This is a genomic window from Streptomyces barkulensis, assembly GCF_002843305.1.
Lineage (GTDB): Bacteria > Actinomycetota > Actinomycetes > Streptomycetales > Streptomycetaceae > Streptomyces > Streptomyces barkulensis.
Genome location: NZ_PGSG01000051.1, coordinates 1 through 20,852, shown reverse-complemented (window position 1 = coordinate 20,852; position 20,852 = coordinate 1). Strand labels below are relative to the sequence as shown.

Genomic DNA, 20,852 nt, shown 5'->3' with positions numbered 1-20,852 from the left:
GTACTAATAGGCCGAGGGCTTGACCGTAGATGTTCGCGTCCACTGTGTGGGTTCTGAGACCACGACCCGCCTGGCCGGCGGTTGTTGTTGTTTCATGGTGTTTCGGTGGTCAGAGCGAGAGGGAAACGCCCGGTTACATTCCGAACCCGGAAGCTAAGCCTTTCAGCGCCGATGGTACTGCATGGGGGACCGTGTGGGAGAGTAGGACGCCGCCGAACAATTGTTGAGAGAATGCCCTGCCGGGTTCCCGGCAGGGCATTCTCGCGTTTACGAGACCTTTCGTGCTGTTCGGGTTGGGTGGTTGTGCGTTACGACCTGGTGATCTTCGACAACGACGGTGTCCTGGTGGACAGCGAGCCGATATCCAACCGGATCCTCGCGGCCTGTTTGACGGAACTGGGGCATCCGACCACCTACGAGGAGTCCATCCGGGACTACATGGGCTCCGCCATGCACCGGATCCACGATCTGATCCTGGAGCGTTCGGGGCAGCGGTTGCCCCACGACTTCGACGCCGTCTTCCACGCCCGGGTCTTCGACGCCTTCCGGCGTGATCTGCTGCCCGTGGCCGGTGCCGGCGAGGTGCTGCGGACCCTCGACACCGAAGGCATGCCGTACTGCGTGGCCTCGTCCGGCAGCCACGAGCGGATAAGAGTGGCGCTGGGGAGGACGGGGCTGTACGAGCGGTTCGGGGAGAGGCGGGTTTTCAGCGCCCAGGACGTCGGGCGGGGGAAGCCCGCACCGGATCTCTTCCTCCACGCGGCGGAGGCGATGGGGGTGCCGCCCGAGCGCTGTGCCGTGGTCGAGGACAGTCCTCTGGGGGTACGGGCGGCCGTCGCGGCGGGGATGGACGTGTACGGGTTCACCGCCATGACGCCGGGAGAGAGGATGTCGGGGGCGACGGCACTGTTCTCCACGATGGACGAGCTGCCCGCGCTCCTGCTGGCCTGAGCCGGCCGGGGCGGGACGGGTGGCTTCCCGGGGCAGGCCGGACGACCCGTTCGCGGCGGTGTGGGCGGCCGTGTGGTACCCCGGGCCGCCCGATACGGTGACGGGTATGAGCGGCGGCGCACAGTTGATGTGGGACGAGGCGGTCACCGGATACGACTTCGGGCCCGGGCACCCGATGGATCCGGTGCGCCTGAAGCTGACCATGGAACTGGTCGAGGCGTTCGGGCTGCCCGGCGCCTCCGGGCTGAAGGTGGTCGCCGCGGCGTCCGCGGGCGACTCCACGCTCGGGCTCGTGCACCGCTCCGACTACATCGACACCGTGCGCCGTATCTCCGCGGACCCCGGGGCGGCGGACGGATCGTACGGGATCGGGACCGAGGACGACCCGGCCTTCGAGAGGATGCACGAGGTCTCGGCGCTGATCGCCGGGCAGTCGGTCGGGGCCGCCGAGGCGGTGTGGCGCGGGGACGTCCTCCACGGGGTGAACTTCGCCGGCGGACTGCACCACGCGATGCCGGGCGGGGCGGCGGGTTTCTGCGTCTACAACGACGCCTCCCTGGCCATCGCCCGGCTGCTGGAGCTGGGTGCCGAACGGGTCGCCTACGTGGACATCGACGTCCACCACGGGGACGGTGTCCAGGCGGCCTTCTGGGACGATCCGCGGGTGATGACGGTGTCGCTGCACGAGCATCCCCGCATGCTCTTCCCCGGCACCGGCTGGCCGGAGGAGACCGGCGGGGAGAAGGCGGAGGGCAGCGCGGTCAACATCGCGGTCCCGCCCGGCACATCCGACGGGGGATGGCTGCGGGCGCTGCACGCGGTGGTGCCGGAGCTGCTGCGTTCCTTCCGGCCGCAGGTGCTGGTGACCCAGCACGGTGCCGACACGCACATCGAGGATCCCCTGGCGCACCTGGCGGTGACCGTCGACGCGCAGCGGGCGGCCGCCGAGGCCTGCCACGACTGGGCGCACGAGTACGCGGAGGGGCGCTGGGTCGCGCTCGGCGGGGGCGGTTACGCGGTGGTCGACGTCGTACCGCGCACCTGGACGCATCTGGTGGCGATCGCGGCGGGCGAGCCGATCGCGTCGAAGACCATGATCCCGGAGGACTGGCGGCGGCAGGTGTACGCGCGCACCCGGCAGGACGCGCCGCGGCGGATGACGGACGGGCGCGAGCCGGTGTGGTCGGACTGGGAAGCGGGTTACGACCCGGCGAGCGCCCTGGACCAGGCGGTGCTGGCCGCGCGGCGCTCGGTGTATCCGGCGCACGGGCTGCTGCCCTGAGCCACCGCGGGACACGGCTGCGGGCCGGGCTCCGAGCCGTGTTCGGGCGCCGCCGGACCGAGCAGCCGGACCGGCCGGGCGCACCTGGTCGGCTCCCGGGTTCCTACGCTCCCCGTCCGGTGCCCTGTCGGCGGAGGGACCTCCCGTCCTCGCACCGGTGCAGGGGAGATGTGTCGACAAGACGACCCGGTTCGGGGTACGCCTCCCTCCCTCTCGGCGCTCACGGGGAGTCGCGCCGATCCGGATGAGGGGAGCGCGCCTGCCGGCCGGTGCGCCGGGCGTACGCTCCCGCTCGCCCCTCCCCGGACATGCGGTCCCCACTGCCGCCGCGGCGGCCGGAACCGCCATGGAGCCGGCGGCCGGGGGCCGCGAACGGGTAGCGGAGCAGGTCAGCCGGGTGCTGGGGAGCGGACCCGGCCCCCGGGGGCGGGTCCGCGGCGGCCGTCGCCCCGCGGGGCGGGCGGACGCGGCCGGCCGTCCGTCCGGATGACTCCATGGCGTCGTGCGGTCACCGTCCGCCTGCGCGCTATGTGCTCAATTGCTCCCGTCTGTCACATTAGGAGACCGATGGCTACTCCTCTTCCCCACTTGCATCACCCGCCCCTAATCTGGGGAGGAGCGCGCATGCGAGCAGGAGACACCGGAGGGGAAGCCGGTGCCCGACATGTGCGGAAGGTTCAGGTGTGACATGGCTGCTGCCGAGAGGCCTCTGAACGAGGTCGTGTTCCTGACCGTGGCGGAAGTCGCCTCGGTGATGCGAGTGTCCAAGATGACCGTGTACCGCCTGGTGCACAGTGGCCATCTGCCGGCGATCCGGGTGGGCAGGTCCTTCCGGGTGCCGGAGCAGGCCGTCCACGAGTACCTCCGCGAGTCGTACGTGGAGGCGGAGAAGAGCGCGTAACCGCGGAACGACGGGCCTGTGGCCCCCTCGTGTCACGAGCACTACCCGGTGCCGGGTAGGCTGGGCCGACGTAGGTCGTGTGGGCTCGGACGCCCCGCACCGAGTGACGAAGTGAGCGAGGGTAAGTCGTGGGCTCTGTTATCAAGAAGCGGCGCAAGCGGATGGCCAAGAAGAAGCACCGCAAGCTGCTCAAGCGCACGCGCGTTCAGCGCCGCAACAAGAAGTGAGCGGGCGCGCCGCACACTGACCACCGCCCTCCCACCGCCGTGTCGGTGGGAGGGCGGTGGCGTTCCGCCGTGGAACGGCGGCCGACCGATACGGTGGCCGCGGACCCGCCCGCAACCGGTTCGGGACCAGGCCGTGAGGAACGGTGGGGAACGGCGAGGAACAAGGAGGGCCGCCGGGGCCCGTGGCAGGGTTTCCCGGAGGCGGCCCACCGCACGCTGAGAGGGAGCAACGTTGGGCAAGGTCGTGCTCGTCACTGGCGTCGCCCGCCGGCTCGGCGGGCGCTTCGTACGGCGGATCCTGCGTGAGCCCGACGTCGACCGGGTCGTCGGGGTGGACGCCGTGCCGCCCGGGCACCACCTCGGCGGGGCGGAGTTCGTCCGCGCCGACATCCGGCAGCCCTCGGTCGCCGGGGTGCTGGCCGAGCACGGGGTGGACACCGTCGTGCACCTGGACGTCAGCGGGGTGCAGCTCCTGCCCGGCACCCGCGCGTCGGTCAAGGAGACCAACGTCATCGGCACCATGCAGCTCCTGGGCGCCTGCCAGAAGGCGCCGTCCGTGCGGCGGGTGGTGGTGAAGTCCAGCACGAACGTCTACGGCTCCTCGTCCCGCGATCCGGCGGTGTTCACCGAGACCACGCCGGCCAAGGCGCTGCCCGGTGGCGGCTTCACCAAGGACATCGTGGAGGTCGAGGAGTACGTGCGCGGGTTCGCCCGCCGCCGTCCCGACGTGGCGGTGACGGTGCTGCGCTTCGCCAACATCCTCGGCCCCGGCGCGGACACGCCGCTGGCGGAGTACTTCCGGCTGCCGGTGCTGCCGACCGTCCTCGGATACGACCCGCGGCTGCAGTTCGTCCACGAGGACGACGTCGTCGAGGTGCTGCGGCTGGCGGCCGGGGAGCCGCGGCGCGGAACGCTCAACGCGGGGACGTTCAACATCGCGGGCGACGGGGTACTGCTGCTGTCCCAGGCCGCGCGGCGGCTGGGACGGCCCACACTGCCCCTGCTGCTGCCGGCGATCCGGTGGATGGGGACGGCGCTGCGCACGGTCGGTGTCACGGACTTCTCGGCCGAGCAGATCCGGCTGCTGACACACGGCAGGGTCGTGGAGACCACGCAGATGCGCGAGGTGCTGGGCTTCGAGCCGCGGTACACCACGGCCGGCGCCTTCGCCGACTTCGCGCGCGCAGGGGGGCCGGGGCTGCTGCCGCCGGAGAGACTCGCACACGCGGTGGACCGCATCGAGGAGGTCGTCCGCCATGGCTGACGCCAAGGTCATTCCATTCGACGACGACCGGTCGCGCGGCGGCCAGGGACGGACGGCCCCGGGCCGGACCGCCCGGGGACGGGCGGCGGGCGGCGGGCGCCGTACGGGGGGTGACGACGACCGTACCGGCCAGGAGGACCGGGGCGGTGCGCAGAAGCCGCTCACGGCCGTGCCCGGGGCCGGCTCGGGGAGCGGTCCGGGGACGCGGCGGGAGGACCGGGCCGACCGGACCGACCGGGGCGACCGGGGCGGCTGGGACCGCAGGATCGCCGAGGGGCTGGCCTTCCTGCGGCGGCGGGTCACCGGGGAGTACGAGGTCGACGAGTTCGGTTACGACGCCGACCTCACCGAGCATGTGCTGCTGTCGGCGCTCCGGCCGGTGTACGAGAAGTACTTCCGGGTCGAGGTGCTCGGTATCGGGAACATCCCCTCCGAGGGGGGTGCGCTGGTGGTCGCCAACCACTCCGGGACCCTGCCGCTGGACGCGCTGATGCTCCAGGTCGCCGTGCACGACCACCACCCGGCCGAGCGGGCCCTGCGGCTGCTGGCGGCCGATCTGGTCTTCATGCTGCCGGTCGTCAACGAGCTGGCCCGGAAGGCCGGGCACACCCTGGCGTGTACGGAGGACGCCCAGCGGCTGCTGGAGCGGGGCGAGATCGTCGGAGTGATGCCGGAGGGCTTCAAGGGGCTGGGGAAACCGTTCTCCGAGCGCTACAAGCTCCAGCGGTTCGGGCGCGGCGGCTTCGTCTCCACGGCGCTGCGGGCCGGGGTGCCGATCGTGCCGTGCTCGATCGTCGGGGCCGAGGAGATCTACCCGATGGTGGGCGACTTCAGGACGCTGGCACGGCTGCTGGGCATCCCGTACTTCCCCGTCACGCCCACCTTCCCCTGGCTGGGGCCGCTGGGGATGGTGCCGCTGCCGACGAAGTGGACCATCCAGTTCGGCGAGCCGGTCCCGATGGACGACTATCCGCCGGAGGCGGTCGACGATCCGATGCTGATGTTCAACCTCACCGACCAGGTGCGCGAGACGATCCAGCACACCCTCTACCGGCTGCTGGTGAGGCGGCGTTCGGTGTTCTTCTGAGCGGCGCCCCGTAGGTACGAGCTCCGGGCGGCCGGTGCCCTCACGGACACCGGCCGCCCGTCCGCTAGTCGGAGTCGTCGCCCGTCTCGATCCCCAGCCCCGGCAGGAGGTTCGGGAGGAGCGGCGGGATGGTGATGTCCGGCTCGGGGAGCCGGGGGGCGCCGTCCGGCGACTCCGAGGCGCCGCCCTCGCCGGGGGAGGGCTCCAGCAGGTCGCCGGGGTCGGGCAGGAGCCTCTCCCCGTCCGGTCCGGTGGAGCCGGACGAGTCGGAGGGGCTGGGCTGCCGCTCGCCGTCCCGGTCGCCTCCCTCCGCGCCGTCCGCACCGCTCCCGCCGGGCACGGGCGACGGCGGCCGGTCCGTACGGCCGCCGCCCGGCCGGTCGCCGCGGTCGGTGCCGGCGGCGGAGTCCGTGTCCTCCTGCCCGGAGTCCAGCAGGGGCCTGAGCGGGCCGACCTCGTCCTCTATGGCGTCGAAGAGCGAGCTGACCTCGTCGCCCACATCGGTGAGCTGGACGGGGAGGCCCGCGCGTACCTCGTCCCACTTGGTGCGGTGGGACCGGGAGAAGGACGACAACGAGCGGATCGGCGCGATCTCGCCCTCGCGCTCGTACGCCTGGCTGAGCAGCCGGTGGCCCTCGGAGACGTCGTCGCGCATGTGGGAGAGCGTCCTGCGGATGTCGCCGAGCGACTCGTGGTCCAGCGGGCCCGACCGGCCGCGCTCCAGCAGGCGCCGGGCCTCGTTCAGCCGTGTGGAGGCGTGGTCCAGATGGACCACGCCGCGGTCGGCCTCGTCGCCCGCCATGCCGAGCTTGAGATCCTCCATGCCCAGCTTGAGGCCGTAGAGGGTGTCGCCGGGCAGGGCGTCGGTGCTGGCCACGGCGGCTCCGCTCAGGGCGCCCGCCGCGACGCCGAAGCTCAGGCCACCCGCCGCCAGCCCCTTGGTGAGCCTCGTCCTGGGGCGCAGCCTGCTCAACGGGCGCGGCGGGGAGGCCCGGTGGGCTCCGCCGCGCTCCGTGCGGGCGGAGCGCGGGCCGGGGACCGAGGCGCCCTCGCCGCTTTCGGCGAAGGCGTTCTCCACGGCGGCGAGGAGCTGTGCCCGCTGGGCTGCCTTGACGTCGGGGTCCATCGTCGGTTTCGGCAGGGCGTCGAGCCTGTCGGCCAGTGACAGCAGCGCCGTGCGCTCGTCGGGGGGCCCGTCCGTCAGCCCGGCCCTCGTCTTCTCCGCCGCCCCGGCCGGGACTTCGGGGGCCGCGCCCCCGGACCGGTCGGCCGCCGCACCCTCGGACTCGCGCTCGTCGAGGGCCTGGGCGAAGGCGTTTGCCCGCCGGCTCGGCGATACGGCTCCCATCACGGGCGGCACCTCCTCTCGTCAGCACAGTCGACTCCCTGCCCCACAGGAGGGTTGCACGGCCGTACGGGAGCGGCGGCTCGGGTGCCGCAGTCCGGACGCGACGGGCCGCGGGGAGTCTGCAAACCGCACAACGACCACCGGCCGACGGGGTTACGCCCCGAAGGGGGCGCGATCGCCCTGCCGCCCGCTGCGAAACGGAACGTCACCGCACGCCACCACATGTCATCGGCTGTCCTCCGGCAGCAGCCGGGCCAGGGTCCGCACCGCCCGGTACTGGAGGGTCTTGATCGCGCCCTCGTTCTTTCCCATGACCCGCGCGGTCTCGGCGACCGACAGGCCCTGCAGGAAGCGGAGCGTCACGCACTCCTGTTGCTGCGGGTTGAGCCGGCGGACGGCGTCCAGCAGGGCGGCGTTGGAGAGGGACTCCAGGACCGAGTCCTCCGGGCTGCGCTCCACCTCGTTGGCGTCGAGCATCTCGCCGGTGGTCACCTCCAGGCGGAAGCGGCTCGACTTGAAGTGGTCCGCCACCAGGTTGCGCGCGATGGTGACCAGCCAGGCGCCGAAGTCCCGGCCCTGCCAGGTGAAGGTGCCGATCCGGCGCAGGGCGCGCAGGAACGTCTCGCTGGTGAGGTCCTCGGCCGTGGCCCGGCCGCCGACGCGGTAGTAGATGTAGCGGTAGACGGTGTCGGAGTACTGGTCGTAGAGGCGCCCGAAGGCCTCGGCCTCGCCGCCCTGGGCGCGCTCGACGAGATCCATCATGCGGCGGCTGTCGCCGTCGACCGGGCGCCGGGCGGCGCCCGGGGCGGCCGCGGCGCGAGTGCGCCGGCCCACCGCGGCGGTGCCGGCGGCTCCCTCGGCCAGGGCGTAGACGGGGCCTGCGGGGACAGGTGCGGCGAGGGCGGGGACGGCGTGCGCGGGGGGGACGAGGACGCGCAGCTGGTCGATGACCAGCGTGCGCAGCGCAGCCAGGCCCGAGGCGTCAACCCCGACGTGTGGGTACACGGGACTCCCAGAGGCAGAGCTTCCATCACGTGCAGTGCGGGACCGTCCGCCCGTCACAAGGGCGTGTGGACACCGGATTGCGTCTGAGGAGAATAACGCTTCGTACAGACCGTGCTACACCTAGTTGCCGAAATCGCCGGTTAGGTTTGCTCTGTTATGCGTTTGCGGCTGCTCGGGCGGCGAACCGGAGTGCCGATCCGATCGGTTCGTGTCGCTTTCCGATCGGTCGGCGGCTAGCTTGTGGCCGGAGAGCGGCCTCCGTCCGAACTGGCGACCGGTGCGGCGGTTCCGGCGCGGCTTGGGCGCGGCTTCGGCGGTGGTCTCGGCTGCGGCTTCGGTGGTGGCTTCGGTGGTGGCTTCAGCGGCGGCGGCGCTGGATCGCCATGGCCGCGGCGGCGCCTCCGGCCACCGCGCCCACCCCGGCCGCGGCCGGGATGCCCACCTTCGCCGCCTTCCGGCCGGTCCGGTAGTCGCGCAGCCGCCAGCCCCGCTCGCGCGCGTGGGCCCGCAGCCTGCTGTCGGGGTTGATGGCGTAGGGGTGCCCGACCAGCGAGAGCATCGGGATGTCGTTGGCCGAGTCGCTGTAGGCGGCGCAGCGGGAGAGGTCCAGGTCCTCGGCGGCGGCCAGCGCGCGCACCGCCTCCGCCTTCGCCGGGCCGTGCAGCGGCTCGCCGACCAGGCGCCCGGTGTAGACGCCGTCGACGGACTCGGCGACCGTGCCCAGGGCGCCGGTCAGCCCCAGCCGGCGGGCGATGATCGTGGCGGTCTCCACGGGGGCCGCGGTGACCAGCCACACCTTCTGGCCCGCGTCCAGGTGCGCCTGGGCCAGCGCGCGGGTGCCCGGCCAGATCCGGCCGGCCATGTACTCGTCGTAGATCTCCTCGCCGATCTCCGTCAGTTCCGAGACGCGGTGGCCCTTGACGATGGACAGCGCGCTGTCGCGGGCGTCCTGCATGTGCTCGGCGTTCTCCGAGCCCGCGAGCCGGAACCAGGCCTGCTGCCAGGCGAAGCGGAACAGCTCGCGCTTGTGGAAGAACTTCCGCTTGTACAGGCCGCGGCCGAAGTGGAACAGGGCCGCGCCCTGCATGATCGTGTTGTCGAGGTCGAAGAAGGCCGCGGCCCCGACGTCCCCGTGGACCGGGAACTCCGGCTCCGCCGGTTTCCCCGTCTCGCCGGGGGCGAGTGCGCCGACCTCCCGCGAGGTCCTGCGCGCCGCCTCGGCGGCGGCCTCGCCTGCGAGAACGCTGCGAGCCGTCGCCGAACGCCTGCGGGGGACGAGCCATCCAAGTGCGGCCATGCCGCGAGCATAGCCAGTGTTCCGTGGGGTTCCGGTGACGGAGGGGTGTCGGCAGGGCGGGGACTGCGCCAACCGGGGAAAGCGCGTTCCGGAACGGGCCGGGACGGACCGGGCCGGGCCGGGCCGGGTCAGGCCGGAACGGGCCGGGAGAGGGGAGCGGCCGCGGCGGGCACCGGGCGCGGCGGCACAATGGCGGTCATGAAGACCGTCACTCTCATCGGCAGGCCCGGGTGCCATCTGTGCGACGACGCCCGCGCGGTGGTCAGCGAGGTGTGCGCGCAACTGGGCGCGCGCTGGGAGGAGAAGGACATCACCCAGGACGAGGAGCTGTACCGCCGTTACTGGGAGCAGATCCCGGTGGTGCTCGTGGACGGTGCGCAGCACGACTTCTGGCGGGTGGACCCGCGGCGGCTGCGAGCGGCCCTGGAGAGGTGACCGTGGGGGCCGCCACCTGCGGACCGGCCGCGTCTCGACCGCTCCTCGAGGCGTTCCACGGCCGACGGGCGTATATGTGGGAGGTGTTCCGGGCGGGATCCGGTTCCGTCCGGCGCGTGTGGCACCGGTCACTTTGGCCGGACAAAGCGGACACCGTCTTTGTGCACACGTTCACAAAGACATAGCCTGGTCGGGACGGAGCGGTCCGGACGCATGTCCAGCGGGTGTCCAGCGGGGCCGCTCACCGTTTCGTTCAGACGGCAGGAGCACCGTGGCAACTGGCCGAACACACCGACCGGCGACCCGTAGCCGAGGAATCCCCGAGGCCACCGTCGCCCGGCTTCCGCTGTACCTGCGGGCGCTCACCGCGCTCTCCGAGCGCTCGGTGCCCACGGTCTCCTCGGAGGAGCTGGCGGCCGCCGCCGGCGTCAACTCCGCCAAGCTGCGCAAGGACTTCTCCTACCTCGGCTCGTACGGCACGCGCGGCGTGGGCTACGACGTCGAGTACCTCGTCTACCAGATCTCCCGCGAACTGGGCCTGACACAGGACTGGCCCGTCGTGATCGTCGGCATCGGAAACCTGGGCGCCGCGCTCGCCAACTACGGCGGCTTCGCCTCCAGGGGCTTCAGAGTCGCCGCGCTGATCGACGCGGACCCGTCGATGGCCGGGAAGCCGGTCGCGGGCATACCGGTGCAGCACACCGACGACCTCGAGGCGATCATCGAGGAGAACGGCGTCTCCATCGGCGTCATCGCCACTCCCGCCGGAGCCGCGCAGCAGGTCTGCGACCGGCTCGTGGCCGCCGGGGTGACCTCCATCCTGAACTTCGCGCCGACCGTGCTGTCCGTGCCCGACGGTGTGGACGTGCGCAAGGTCGACCTCTCCATAGAACTGCAGATCCTCGCCTTCCACGAGCAGCGCAAGGCCGGTGAGGAGACGCCCGGCGAGGGCGGCGCCGACACCACCCCGCCCGCGGCGCCGCCCGCCGCGGCCGTGCGCCGCCGCGGCGAGGGAACCGAACAGGGACCTGACGGGGACGTGCCCGCCGTGATGCCCGCATGAACGAACGAGCGACCGTGAGACGCGTCACGCGCGCACCGCACGCCGTACGGTCCGAGCGGAGCGGGGGAGGCGTATGAGTCTGCTGGTAGTGGGGCTGAGCCACCGCAGCGCACCGGTGAGCGTCCTGGAGAGGGCCTCGCTGGCGCCCGAGGTGCGCGGCAAGCTCCTGCAGGACGCGGTCGGCGCCGAGCCCGCCTCCGAGGCCGCGGTGCTCTCCACCTGCAACCGCACCGAGCTCTACGCCGACGTGGACAAGTTCCACGCCGGTGTCGCCGAGCTGTCCTCCCTGCTGGCCCGCTACAGCGGCGTCGGTCTGGAGGAGCTGACCCCGTACCTGTACGTCCACTACGAGGACCGGGCCGTCCACCATCTGTTCTCGGTGGCCTGCGGGCTGGACTCGATGGTCGTCGGCGAGGGGCAGATCCTCGGCCAGATCAAGGACGCGCTGGCCGTGGCGCAGGACCAGCACACCGCCGGGCGGCTGATGAACGACCTGTTCCAGCAGGCGCTGCGGGTCGGCAAGCGGGCGCACAGCGAGACCGGCATCGACCGGGCCGGGCAGTCCCTGGTCACCTTCGGCCTGGAGCAGCTCGCCGGCGGGCGCCCGGTCGCCGAGTGGGTGCGCGGCCGGCGGGCCCTGGTGATCGGCGCCGGCTCGATGTCCTCCCTGGCCGCCACGGTGCTCGCGCGCGCCGGCGTCACCGAACTGGTGATCGCCAACAGGACGCTGGAGCGCGCCCGCCGCCTGGCCGCCGGGCTCCACGGCGGCGGGCTCACCGCGCGCGCCGTGCCCGCCCACGAGATGCCCGCCGAGCTCCCGCACGCGGACGTCGCCGTCTCCTGCACCGGCGCCACCGGGCTGGTGCTGACGGCCGGCGACCTGTCAACCGCGCTCGCCGCGCGTGCCGGATCAGACGGCTCCCGCGACTTCCGCGGCTCCGACGGCTCCCGCGAGGAGCCGCTGGCGCTGCTCGACCTGGCCATGCCCCGTGACATCGACGCCGCCGCGCACCGCCTGGAGGGCGTACGGTTGGTGGACATCGAGTCGCTGGCCGAGGCCTCCGCCGACGCGCCCATGGCCGCGGACGTCGACAAGGTGCGCGGCATCGTCGCCGACGAGGTCGCGGCCTTCGGCGCGGCCCAGCGGGCCGCGACGATCACGCCCACCGTGGTCGCGCTGCGCGCCATGGCCGCCGACGTCGTCTCGGCCGAGATGGCGCGCCTGGACGGGCGCCTCCCCGGACTCGACGCCAAACAGCGCGCCGAGATCACCCAGACCGTGCGCCGGGTCGTCGACAAGCTGCTGCACGCGCCGACCGTGCGCGTCAAGCAGCTCGCCGGCGAACCGGGCGGCGCCGGATACGCCGACGCGCTGCGAGAGCTCTTCGACCTCGACCCGCAGACCGTGGCGGCCGTCAGTAATCCCGAACAGGAGCGGCAATGAGCACCAACGCACCCCAGCCGCTGAAGCTGGGCACCCGCCGCAGCCGACTCGCCATGGCCCAGTCCGGGCAGGTGGCCGAGCGCGTCCGGCGGCTCACCGGCAGGCCCGTCGAGCTGGTGGAGATCACCACCTTCGGCGACGTCTCCCGTGAGCACCTCGCCCGGATCGGCGGTACAGGGGTCTTCGTCTCCGCGCTGCGCGACGCGCTGCTCGGCGGCGAGATCGACTTCGCCGTTCACTCGCTGAAGGACCTTCCCACCGACCAGCCGGAGCAGCTCGCGCTGGCGGCCGTGCCCGTCCGGGAGGACCCCCGTGACGCGCTGGTCGCCCGTGACGGCCTCACCTTCGAGGAGCTGCCCGACGGGGCGCGGGTCGGCACCGGCTCGCCGCGCCGCATGGCGCAGCTGGCCGCCTGGGCCCGGTCGCTGGGCCGGGACACGGAGATCGTGCCGATCCGGGGCAACGTCGACACCCGCATCGGGTACGTGCGCTCCGGCGAACTGGACGCGGTCGTCCTCGCCACCGCCGGTCTCAGGCGCGTCGGCCTGATCGGCGAGGCCACCGAACTGCTCGACCCCGGCGCGGTGCTGCCCGCACCCGGCCAGGGAGCGCTGGCCGTCGAGTGCGCGGCCTCGCGCCCCGACCTCGCAGCCCTGCTCGCCGAGCTCGACGACCCGCGCACGCGGGTCGCCGTGACCGCCGAGCGAACCCTGCTCTCCGCTCTGGAAGCCGGTTGCAGCGCGCCCGTCGGCGCACTGGCCGACTTCCCGGCGGAAGGGCAGGATGTCACCGAACTGCGCCTGCGCGGTGTCGTCGGCACGACCGACGGCGCCACACTGGTGCAGTTGTCCACCACCGGTCGCGTACCGGCGTCCGACGGCGAGCTGCTCTCCCTGGCCCAGGCCATGGGGCGCGAACTCGCCGACGAGATGCTCGCCAAGGGCGCGGCCGGTCTGATGGGGGAGCGAGCACATTGAACCCCACCACCGATCACTCGTACGGCGCCCATGGGCACGTCACCTTCCTCGGTGCCGGGCCCGGGGACCCGGGACTGCTGACGCTTCGCGCCGTCGAGGCGCTGGCGCAGGCCGATGTACTGGTCGCCGACCCGCAGGTGTACGACGTCGTGCGGGCGCACGTGCGGGCAGGTGTCGACACCCCGCTCCAGACAGCAGGTGACGACACGTCAACAGCATCCGCGGGTGCCGACGATGCCGTAAATCTTGTCATGAGGGCCGTGCGCGGCGGCAAGCGGGTCGTCCGTGCGGTCGCCGGCGACCCCGGCCTCGACGCGGACGCGGCGAGCGAGATGCTGGCCTGCGCCTCCGAGGGCGTCACCTTCGAGGTCGTGCCGGGCATCGCCAACGCCGTCGGGGTTCCCGCCTACGCGGGTGTGCCGCTGCGCAACGGCCACGGCGCGGACGTGCGGTTCCTGGACGCGCGGACCGCCGACGCCCAGGCGTGGAACGAGGTCGGCGCCAGCGACGCCACCCTCGTGGTCTCCACGACCCTGGAGACGGTCGCCGCCACCGCCGCCGAACTGGTCACCGCGGGCCGCAAGCCCGACACCCCGCTGACCGTCACCGTCGACGGCACCACCACCCGGCAGCGCACCTGGACGGCGACGCTGGGCTCCATCGCCCAGACCCTCAAGGCCGCCAAGGTGCTGCCCGCGGCGAACGGCTCCCGGCCGGCGATAGCCGTGGTCGGCGAGCTCAGCGCCGCCGCGCAGCGCGACCGGCTCGCGTGGTTCGAGTCCAAGCCGCTGTTCGGCTGGCAGGTGCTGGTGCCCCGCACCAAGGAGCAGGCGGCCTCGCTCTCCGACCAGCTGCGCTCCTACGGCGCGGTGCCCAGCGAGGTGCCCACCATCGCGGTGGAGCCCCCGCGCACCCCGCAGCAGATGGAGCGCGCGGTCAAGGGCCTGGTCACCGGGCGCTACGAGTGGATCGCCTTCACCTCGGTCAACGCGGTCAGGGCGGTGCGCGAGAAGTTCGAGGAGTACGGCCTGGACGCCCGCGCCTTCGCCGGGATCAAGGTCGCGGCCGTCGGCGACCAGACCGCCAAGGCGCTGGTCGACTTCGGCGTCAAGCCCGACCTGGTGCCCAGCGGCGAGCAGTCCGCGGCCGGGCTGCTGGAGGACTGGCCGCCCTACGACCCGGTCTTCGACCCGATCGACCGGGTCTTCCTGCCGCGCGCCGACATCGCCACCGAGACGCTGGTGGCGGGTCTGATCGAGCTGGGCTGGGAGGTCGACGACGTCACCGCCTACCGGACGGTGCGCGCCTCGCCGCCGCCGGCCGCGACCCGGGAGGCGATCAAGGGCGGTGGGTTCGACGCCGTGCTGTTCACCTCCTCCTCCACCGTCCGCAACCTCGTCGGGATCGCGGGCAAGCCGCACAACGTGACGGTCATCGCCTGCATCGGCCCGGCGACGGCGAAGACCGCCGAGGAGCACGGACTGCGGGTGGACGTCATGGCGCCGGAGCCGTCGGTGCACAAGCTGGCCGAGGCGCTGGCGGAGTTCGGCGCCAGGCGCCGGGACGCGATGATCGAGGCCGGCGAGGCGGTGCAGCGGCCCAGCGAGAAGCGTCCGACCAGGAGGAGGGCACGGACATCGTGACGATCGGCGAGAGCACCTACGGCAGCACCTACGGCAGCACCTACGGCGGTGCTTACGACAGGGGGCGCGGCGGCTACGGGGACTTCCCCGTGGTGCGCCCCCGGCGGCTGCGCACCACCCCGGCGATGCGCCGGATGGTGGCCGAGCACCGGCTCCACCCGGCCGATCTGATCCTGCCCGTCTTCCTGCGGGAGGGCATCGCCGAGCCGGTGGAGATCTCCTCGATGCCGGGCGTGTACCAGCACACCCGCGAGACCCTGCGCAAGGCGGCGGCCGAGGCCGTGGCCGCGGGCGTGGGCGGGATCATGATCTTCGGCGTGCCCGAGGAGGGGAAGAAGGACGCCACCGGGTCCTGCGGCACGGACCCGGACGGCATCCTCCAGGTGGCGCTGCGCGATGTGCGCGCGGAGGTCGGGGACGACCTGGTGGTCATGTCCGACCTGTGCCTGGACGAGTTCACCGACCACGGCCACTGCGGCGTCCTGGACGAGCGCGGCCGGGTGGACAACGACGCCACGCTGGAGCGGTACGCCGAGATGGCGTGCGTCCAGGCCGAGGCGGGCGCGCACGTGCTGGGGCCCAGCGGGATGATGGACGGCCAGGTCGCCTTCGTCCGCCGCGCCCTGGACGAGGCCGGCCACCAGGACGTGGCGCTGCTGGCGTACACGGCCAAGTACGCCTCCGCGTTCTACGGCCCCTTCCGCGAGGCGGTGGACTCCTCGCTGACGGGCGACCGCAAGGCCTACCAGCAGGACCCGGCCAACGCGCGGGAGTCGATGCGCGAACTGGCGCTCGACCTCGCCGAGGGCGCGGACATGGTGATGGTCAAGCCCGCGCTGCCCTACCTGGACGTGCTGCGCCGGGTGGCGGACGCGGTGGACGTGCCCGTGGCGGCCTACCAGGTCTCCGGCGAGTACGCGATGGTCGAGGCCGCCGCGCAGCGCGGCTGGATCGAGCGGGACCGGGCGATCATGGAGACGCTCACCGGCGCCAGGCGGGCCGGCGCGGACATGATCCTGACCTACTGGGCGACGGAGGCGGCCCGGCGGCTGCGCTGAGCCGCCGGCCCCGGCGTGGCCCCGGGGCCGGTCGGGTTGGTCCGGCCCGTGGGTCCGGCCCGTGGGGCCGGGGTCAGTCGCGGGGGAAGCCGTCCGTGGTGATGGTGAGCTCCACGGACATCTCGGTGATCTTCACGGGCTCACCGAAGTCGACGGTCAGCTCGCTGCCGTAGCCGTCGTCCTTGGGGTGGGTGTGGAGGTGGCAGCGGGCGCCGTACGGGTCGATGATCAAGTAGGCGGGGACTCCGGCGGCGGCGTACGCCTTCAGCTTGGGACCGTGGTCGTTGGCGGCGGTGGAGCGGGAGAGGACCTCCACGATCAGCTCGACGTCATCCGGTGAGTAGTGCCCCCGCGCGTCGGGGACCGCGCCGTCGGCGATCTTGGCCAGATCCGGTGCGAAGCCGTTGAGATGGCCGGGGAAGTCGATCCGGACGTCGGAGTCGATCTCCGCGTCCAGGCCGAACTGGTCCTCCAACTGCCGCAGGACCTTCCGGATGATCTTCCAGTGCGTGCGGCGCTGCGGTGTCATGTAGACCGACCCCTCGACGATCTCGACCTTGTATCCCTCGGGGACGGGCATCCGCTCCAGACGCTCGAAGAGTTCGTCCAAGGTGGTCTCGTCGGACTCGGCCATCTCGATCCTGTCGGTCAGCTCGACGGTCACGGTGACGCTCCTCCCCGCCGCGCCGGGATGCGCGGCCGCGCGGTACAACGATACGTCCGGGCCACCGGTTACGCCCGGTCCCGGAGCCGTACCGCCGGCCGTACCGCGCGGCGCGTCAGCCCTTGACACAGACGACCTGCCGCAGTTTCGCGACCACCTCGACCAGATCGCGCTGACGGTCGATGACCTGCTCGATCGGCTTGTACGCGGCCGGGATCTCGTCGACGACGCCGGAGTCCTTGCGGCACTCCACGCCCCGGGTCTGCTCCTCCAGGTCCCGCGCGGTGAACCGCCTCTTCGCCGCGTTGCGGCTCATCCGCCGCCCCGCGCCGTGGGAGGCGGAGTTGAAGGAGGCGGCGTTGCCCAGACCGCGCACGATGTAGGAGCCGGTGCCCATCGAGCCGGGGATGATGCCGTACTCGCCGCCGCCCGCGCGGATGGCGCCCTTCCGGGTGACCAGCAGGTCCATGCCGTCGTAGCGCTCCTCGGCCACGTAGTTGTGGTGGCAGGAGATGACCTGCTCGAAGGAGGGGGACGCCTTCCTGAACTCCTTGCGGATCACGCCCTTGAGCAGGCTCATCATGACCGCGCGGTTGCGCTTGGCGTACTCCTGCGCCCAGAACAGGTCGTTGCGGTACGCCTCCATCTGGGGGGTGTCCGCGACGAACACGGCCAGGTCGCGGTCGATCAGGTCCTGGTTGTGGGGGAGCTTGCGGGCCACGCCGATGTGGTACTCGGCCAGCTCGTTGCCGATGTTGCGGGAGCCGGAGTGGAGCATCAGCCAGACGGCGCCGTCCTCGTCGAGGCAGACCTCGACGAAGTGGTTGCCGCCGCCGAGCGTCCCCATCTGGCGGGTGGCCCGCTCCCGGCGGAAGTGGACGGCCTCGGTGACACCGTCGAAGCGGGACCAGAAGCCGTCCCAGCCGGAGGCGGGGGAATCGGGCAGGCGGCCCGGGTCGACGGGGTCCCCGTGCATGCCGAAGCCGACCGGGATGGCCTGCTCGATGCGCGAGCGCAGCCGGGAGAGGTCGCCGGGCAGGTCGTTCGCGGTCAGGGAGGTCCGTACCGCCGACATGCCGCAGCCGATGTCCACACCGACCGCCGCCGGGCAGACCGCGCCCTCCATGGCGATGACCGAGCCGACGGTGGCGCCCTTGCCGTAGTGGACGTCGGGCATGACCGCCAGGCCCCTGACCCACGGGAGCGTCGCGGTGTTGCGCAGCTGCCGCATCGCGCCGTCCTCGACGCCGGACGGGTCGGCCCACATCCGGATCGGCACCCGGGCCCCGGGAACCTCGGTGTACGACATGTTCGTTCATCCCCCTGGCTGAGAAGTGCCTGAGAAGTGCGAGCACGCTCCGCCACATGCGTGCGAATCGCGCACGGATCGCGTGCGAACCGCGTACGTCCGTACACACAGGACGGACGTATTACTGCATATGCATCGATGAGCGGAGGTCCCGCGGCGCGCGTGACGGACGTCGTGCGATAGACATTGTGTTCTGTTGTGGTCGTACGGCGGCAACGTGTTTTCGAGTTCTCGGGTTTCCGGGCGTTCACGCGGACATGAGGAGTTGGGCAGTGCAGCGGAAGGCATACGCCACCGGCGCGGCGCTCGTAGCCGTGCTGGCCGTCGGGACCGTCGGCTGCACCGGCGGCTCCGGCGCGGGCGGCGCCGCGGCCGACAGCAAGCCCGGCACGGTCGGCACCGCCGCCGTCACGGCTCCGCCCGGCACCTACCGCGATCTGCCCGAGCCCTGCGACGCGGTCGACACCGGCCTTCTGAAGGCGATGCTGCCGGGGGCCGGGAGCGCCTCCCCGGCGGACGGCGCGGAGGGCGGCGACGGGACCCCGGCGGCGTACGAGGGCGAGCAGACCGTCACCTACGACGACGACCGCCGGGTCGGCTGCCGCTGGAAGAGTTCCACCGGCATGGGCAGCCGCCATCTCCTGGTGGACTTCGAGCGGGTCGTGTCGTACGACCCCGCCGTCAGCGACGACGAGCGGGCGGTGCGGCTGTACGAGGACATGGTGCTGGAGGCGGGCATCCCCGGCTCGCCGCCCGCGGACGGGGAGTCCCCCGGCTCCGGGGAGAAGAAGGACGAGGCCGGCGCGGATAAGGCCGGGGACGGCGGGGACGCCGGCGAGACCCCGGAGGGGAGCGGCGAGCCCGCCGGGAGCGGCGGCGATGACGGGGACGGCGGCAGCGGCGAGCCGGAGACGGCCGTCCCGCAGCCCGCCCCCAGCGCGGCAGCGGCACTGGCCCCGCGCCCCCTGGAGGACCTCGGGGACGCCGCGTACATCGACGACGAGCTGGTCACCGCGGACTCGGGCGTCCACCGCGACATCACCCTGGTCTTCCGCACCGGGAACGTCATCGTCACCGTCGAGTACGAGCAGTGGGTGACGGACAAGCGCAGGCTGCCCGACAGCGCCGAACTGCAGGAGAAGGCGCTGAAGCTGGCCGGCCGGCTCGCCGGGGAGTTCCAGGACTGACGCCCGCCCGCGGGCCCGCACCCGCGCCCGCCCGCGCCTCCACCGGGACTGAGACGACGGACACACCCGGTCCCGGCCCCGCCCGGCAGGGCCCGCACCCGCTCTAGGCCCTGTCTGACAAATCCCGCCTGCTCCGCGGCGTCTGGCACGCACGCTCGCTGCGTTGTCGATCGTCGGCGCAGCACGCTGCGCTCTCCTCCTCCGCCTTGCGATCGCACGCACCAGACGCCGCGGAGCCCGCCCTTCGGGCGGACAGCGCTATTTGTCAGACAGGGCCTGGGCTGCTGCGGTGTCATCGCCCGAATGGCGTACCGTCGTGCCGTCCGACAGGGCGTGCCCGGCGCCCAGCACATCCGGAAGCGAAGGAACCATGCACCGTAACGCCACGCGCACCGTCGTCCGCACCCTCGCCTGCGCCGCCGTGCCCATGCTGCTGGTCGCGGGCTGCTCCTCCGACTCCGGTGGCGACGACTCCGCCGGGCCCTCGCCCAGCGCCTCCGCCTCCAGCGCGTCCCCGACCCCGGCGCCGGTGAAGTTCACCACCCTGCCCGACCCCTGCAAGACCCTCTCGGGGGACACGGTCGGCGATGTGGTGCCCGAGGCGAAGAAGAAGGGCAAGAACCTCGGCTCCAAGGACGCCGACGGCTACGGCACCTGCCTGTGGAGCGGCCTGGACGACTACCAGTACCGGGCGCTCACCGTCTCCCTCAAGCGGTTCGACTCCGACGTGACGCTCGGCAGCGGAAGCGAGCGGGCCGCCGAGTACGCCGGCCAGCAGGTGGCCGCCGTATCGCAGGACGAGGAGAACAAGAAGGTCAAGGACACCCCGCTCGACGGGGTCGGCGACCAGGCGACGTCCATAGCCTTCGAGACGGAGCGCAAGGACGGCAAGAAGACTGAGGAGTACCGCGAGCAGCGGGTCGTCGCCATCACCGGCAACGTCGTGGTGACCGTGGACTACGAGGGCGCCGGGTTCGAGACCGGAAAGACGCCGAAGGCCGGGGACATCCGCGAGAACGCGGAGAAGGCGGCGAAGGAGGCCGTCAAGGCCATCAAGTAGGTGACCGGGCCGGACCCCTCGGTCCCGTCACCCGCCGCGCGTACCCTGTCTTCCCCTCGGGGACCTTCGGCTCCCCGTCCCTTCCGCCGTCCCTCTCGCCGCCCCTCCCGCCGTCCGGCCGGGCGGCGGACACCGGCGCCGGCGACCGACGACGATCTCGCGAGGACGCAGCAGTGGACCTGACACGCACTCACCGAATACTCATCGGCGTGGTCGTCGCCGGGGCGGTGGTGATCGCGGCGATCGGCTTCGCCGGATCGTACGCCGCCGTCCGCGACCTCGCCGAGCAGAAGGGGTTCGGCGGCTTCGCGCCGTTCTTCCCCATCGGCATCGACGCCGGGATCGTGGTGCTGCTCGCCCTGGACCTGCTGCTGACCTGGATCCGCATCCCCTTCCCGATGCTGCGGCAGACCGCCTGGCTGCTGACGGCCGCCACCATCGCCTTCAACGGCGCCGCCGCCTGGCCCGACCCGCTGGGGGTCGGGATGCACGCGGTGATCCCGGTGCTGTTCGTCGTCGCGGTCGAGGCCGCGCGGCACGCGGTCGGCCGGATCGCCGACATCACCGCCGACAAGCACATGGAGGGCGTGCGGATCTCGCGCTGGCTGCTGGCCTTCCCCTCCACCTTCCGGCTGTGGCGCCGGATGAAG

At 72.6% G+C, this 20,852-nt stretch carries 20 protein-coding genes and 1 rRNA gene; 16 read left to right on the top strand and 5 right to left on the bottom strand.

What is annotated here, in order from left to right; translation table 11 throughout:
* Positions 1-101: 101 nt before the first annotated feature.
* The 7 genes from rrf (at position 102) to CUT83_RS10490 (ending at position 5,712) form a co-directional block, all read left to right on the top strand.
* A 5S ribosomal RNA gene (rrf, locus tag CUT83_RS10525) occupies positions 102-218 on the top strand.
* Positions 219-303: 85 nt separating this feature from the next.
* Positions 304-951 carry an HAD family hydrolase gene (locus CUT83_RS10520; RefSeq protein WP_101255594.1) on the top strand — a complete coding sequence of 216 codons (648 nt, stop codon included), beginning with the start codon at positions 304-306 and terminating at the stop codon, positions 949-951.
* Between the two features lie 106 nt (positions 952-1,057).
* A complete protein-coding gene (locus CUT83_RS10515) occupies positions 1,058-2,233 on the top strand; it encodes an acetoin utilization protein AcuC (protein WP_101255593.1) in 1,176 nt (391 codons plus the stop codon).
* Between the two features lie 688 nt (positions 2,234-2,921).
* Complete coding sequence (locus CUT83_RS10505; RefSeq protein WP_158238993.1) at positions 2,922-3,134, top strand: helix-turn-helix domain-containing protein; 213 nt, start codon at positions 2,922-2,924, stop codon at positions 3,132-3,134.
* 128 nt (positions 3,135-3,262) lie between these two features.
* Entirely contained in the window at positions 3,263-3,361 is a 99-nt protein-coding gene (locus CUT83_RS10500; protein WP_003948845.1) for a 30S ribosomal protein bS22, read from the top strand.
* 232 nt (positions 3,362-3,593) lie between these two features.
* On the top strand, positions 3,594-4,625 hold the full coding sequence (locus CUT83_RS10495) for an NAD-dependent epimerase/dehydratase family protein (RefSeq protein ID WP_101255590.1): 1,032 nt from the start codon (positions 3,594-3,596) through the stop codon (positions 4,623-4,625).
* The gene (locus CUT83_RS10490; RefSeq protein WP_101255589.1) at positions 4,618-5,712 is read left to right on the top strand and encodes a lysophospholipid acyltransferase family protein; all 1,095 of its coding nucleotides are present in this window, start codon (positions 4,618-4,620) and stop codon (positions 5,710-5,712) included. The genes CUT83_RS10495 and CUT83_RS10490 overlap by 8 nt, the downstream gene beginning before the upstream one ends.
* Before the next feature lie 64 nt (positions 5,713-5,776).
* On the opposite strand, the gene CUT83_RS10485 is transcribed toward CUT83_RS10490, so the two are convergent.
* The 3 genes from CUT83_RS10485 to CUT83_RS10470 all read right to left on the bottom strand — a co-directional run bounded on the left by CUT83_RS10485 (position 5,777) and on the right by CUT83_RS10470 (position 9,362).
* Positions 5,777-7,063 (bottom strand): DUF5667 domain-containing protein, encoded by a 1,287-nt coding sequence (locus CUT83_RS10485; protein ID WP_101255588.1) that lies wholly within the window; start codon positions 7,061-7,063, stop codon positions 5,777-5,779.
* 222 nt (positions 7,064-7,285) lie between these two features.
* The gene (locus tag CUT83_RS10480; protein ID WP_093852038.1) at positions 7,286-8,065 is read right to left on the bottom strand and encodes an ECF subfamily RNA polymerase sigma factor, BldN family; all 780 of its coding nucleotides are present in this window, start codon (positions 8,063-8,065) and stop codon (positions 7,286-7,288) included.
* A 358-nt stretch (positions 8,066-8,423) separates the two neighbouring features.
* Positions 8,424-9,362 (bottom strand): HAD family hydrolase, encoded by a 939-nt coding sequence (locus CUT83_RS10470; protein ID WP_101255587.1) that lies wholly within the window; start codon positions 9,360-9,362, stop codon positions 8,424-8,426.
* Positions 9,363-9,551: 189 nt separating this feature from the next.
* Here CUT83_RS10470 and CUT83_RS10465 point away from each other — a divergent pair, with 189 nt between their 5' ends.
* The 6 genes from CUT83_RS10465 (at position 9,552) to hemB (ending at position 15,982) form a co-directional block, all read left to right on the top strand.
* Positions 9,552-9,797, top strand: coding sequence for a glutaredoxin family protein (locus tag CUT83_RS10465; protein WP_101255586.1), 246 nt, complete (start codon positions 9,552-9,554; stop codon positions 9,795-9,797).
* 271 nt (positions 9,798-10,068) lie between these two features.
* A complete protein-coding gene (locus tag CUT83_RS10460; RefSeq protein ID WP_101255585.1) occupies positions 10,069-10,860 on the top strand; it encodes a redox-sensing transcriptional repressor Rex in 792 nt (263 codons plus the stop codon).
* Positions 10,861-10,933: 73 nt separating this feature from the next.
* On the top strand, positions 10,934-12,304 hold the full coding sequence (locus tag CUT83_RS10455; RefSeq protein WP_101255584.1) for a glutamyl-tRNA reductase: 1,371 nt from the start codon (positions 10,934-10,936) through the stop codon (positions 12,302-12,304).
* Positions 12,301-13,281, top strand: a complete 981-nt coding sequence (hemC, locus tag CUT83_RS10450; RefSeq protein WP_101255583.1) for a hydroxymethylbilane synthase — start codon at positions 12,301-12,303, stop codon at positions 13,279-13,281. The genes CUT83_RS10455 and hemC overlap by 4 nt, the downstream gene beginning before the upstream one ends.
* The gene (locus CUT83_RS10445; RefSeq protein WP_101255582.1) at positions 13,278-14,924 is read left to right on the top strand and encodes a bifunctional uroporphyrinogen-III C-methyltransferase/uroporphyrinogen-III synthase; all 1,647 of its coding nucleotides are present in this window, start codon (positions 13,278-13,280) and stop codon (positions 14,922-14,924) included. Before hemC ends, CUT83_RS10445 begins: the two co-directional genes overlap by 4 nt.
* A gap of 89 nt (positions 14,925-15,013) precedes the next feature.
* Positions 15,014-15,982, top strand: coding sequence for a porphobilinogen synthase (gene hemB, locus CUT83_RS10440; RefSeq protein WP_101255596.1), 969 nt, complete (start codon positions 15,014-15,016; stop codon positions 15,980-15,982).
* A 73-nt stretch (positions 15,983-16,055) separates the two neighbouring features.
* Here hemB and CUT83_RS10435 read toward each other — a convergent pair whose 3' ends face one another.
* Positions 16,056-16,646, bottom strand: a complete 591-nt coding sequence (locus tag CUT83_RS10435) for a Uma2 family endonuclease (protein WP_165869411.1) — start codon at positions 16,644-16,646, stop codon at positions 16,056-16,058.
* 115 nt (positions 16,647-16,761) lie between these two features.
* Positions 16,762-17,955 carry an RtcB family protein gene (locus CUT83_RS10430; RefSeq protein WP_101255581.1) on the bottom strand — a complete coding sequence of 398 codons (1,194 nt, stop codon included), beginning with the start codon at positions 17,953-17,955 and terminating at the stop codon, positions 16,762-16,764.
* A gap of 272 nt (positions 17,956-18,227) precedes the next feature.
* Here CUT83_RS10430 and CUT83_RS10425 point away from each other — a divergent pair, with 272 nt between their 5' ends.
* The 3 genes from CUT83_RS10425 to CUT83_RS10415 all read left to right on the top strand — a co-directional run.
* Positions 18,228-19,142 (top strand): hypothetical protein, encoded by a 915-nt coding sequence (locus tag CUT83_RS10425; protein WP_240957773.1) that lies wholly within the window; start codon positions 18,228-18,230, stop codon positions 19,140-19,142.
* 370 nt (positions 19,143-19,512) lie between these two features.
* Complete coding sequence (locus tag CUT83_RS10420) at positions 19,513-20,202, top strand: DUF3558 family protein (RefSeq protein ID WP_101255579.1); 690 nt, start codon at positions 19,513-19,515, stop codon at positions 20,200-20,202.
* A 179-nt stretch (positions 20,203-20,381) separates the two neighbouring features.
* On the top strand, positions 20,382-20,852 hold a 471-nt coding region (locus tag CUT83_RS10415; protein WP_143688524.1), incomplete at its 3' end, for a DUF2637 domain-containing protein.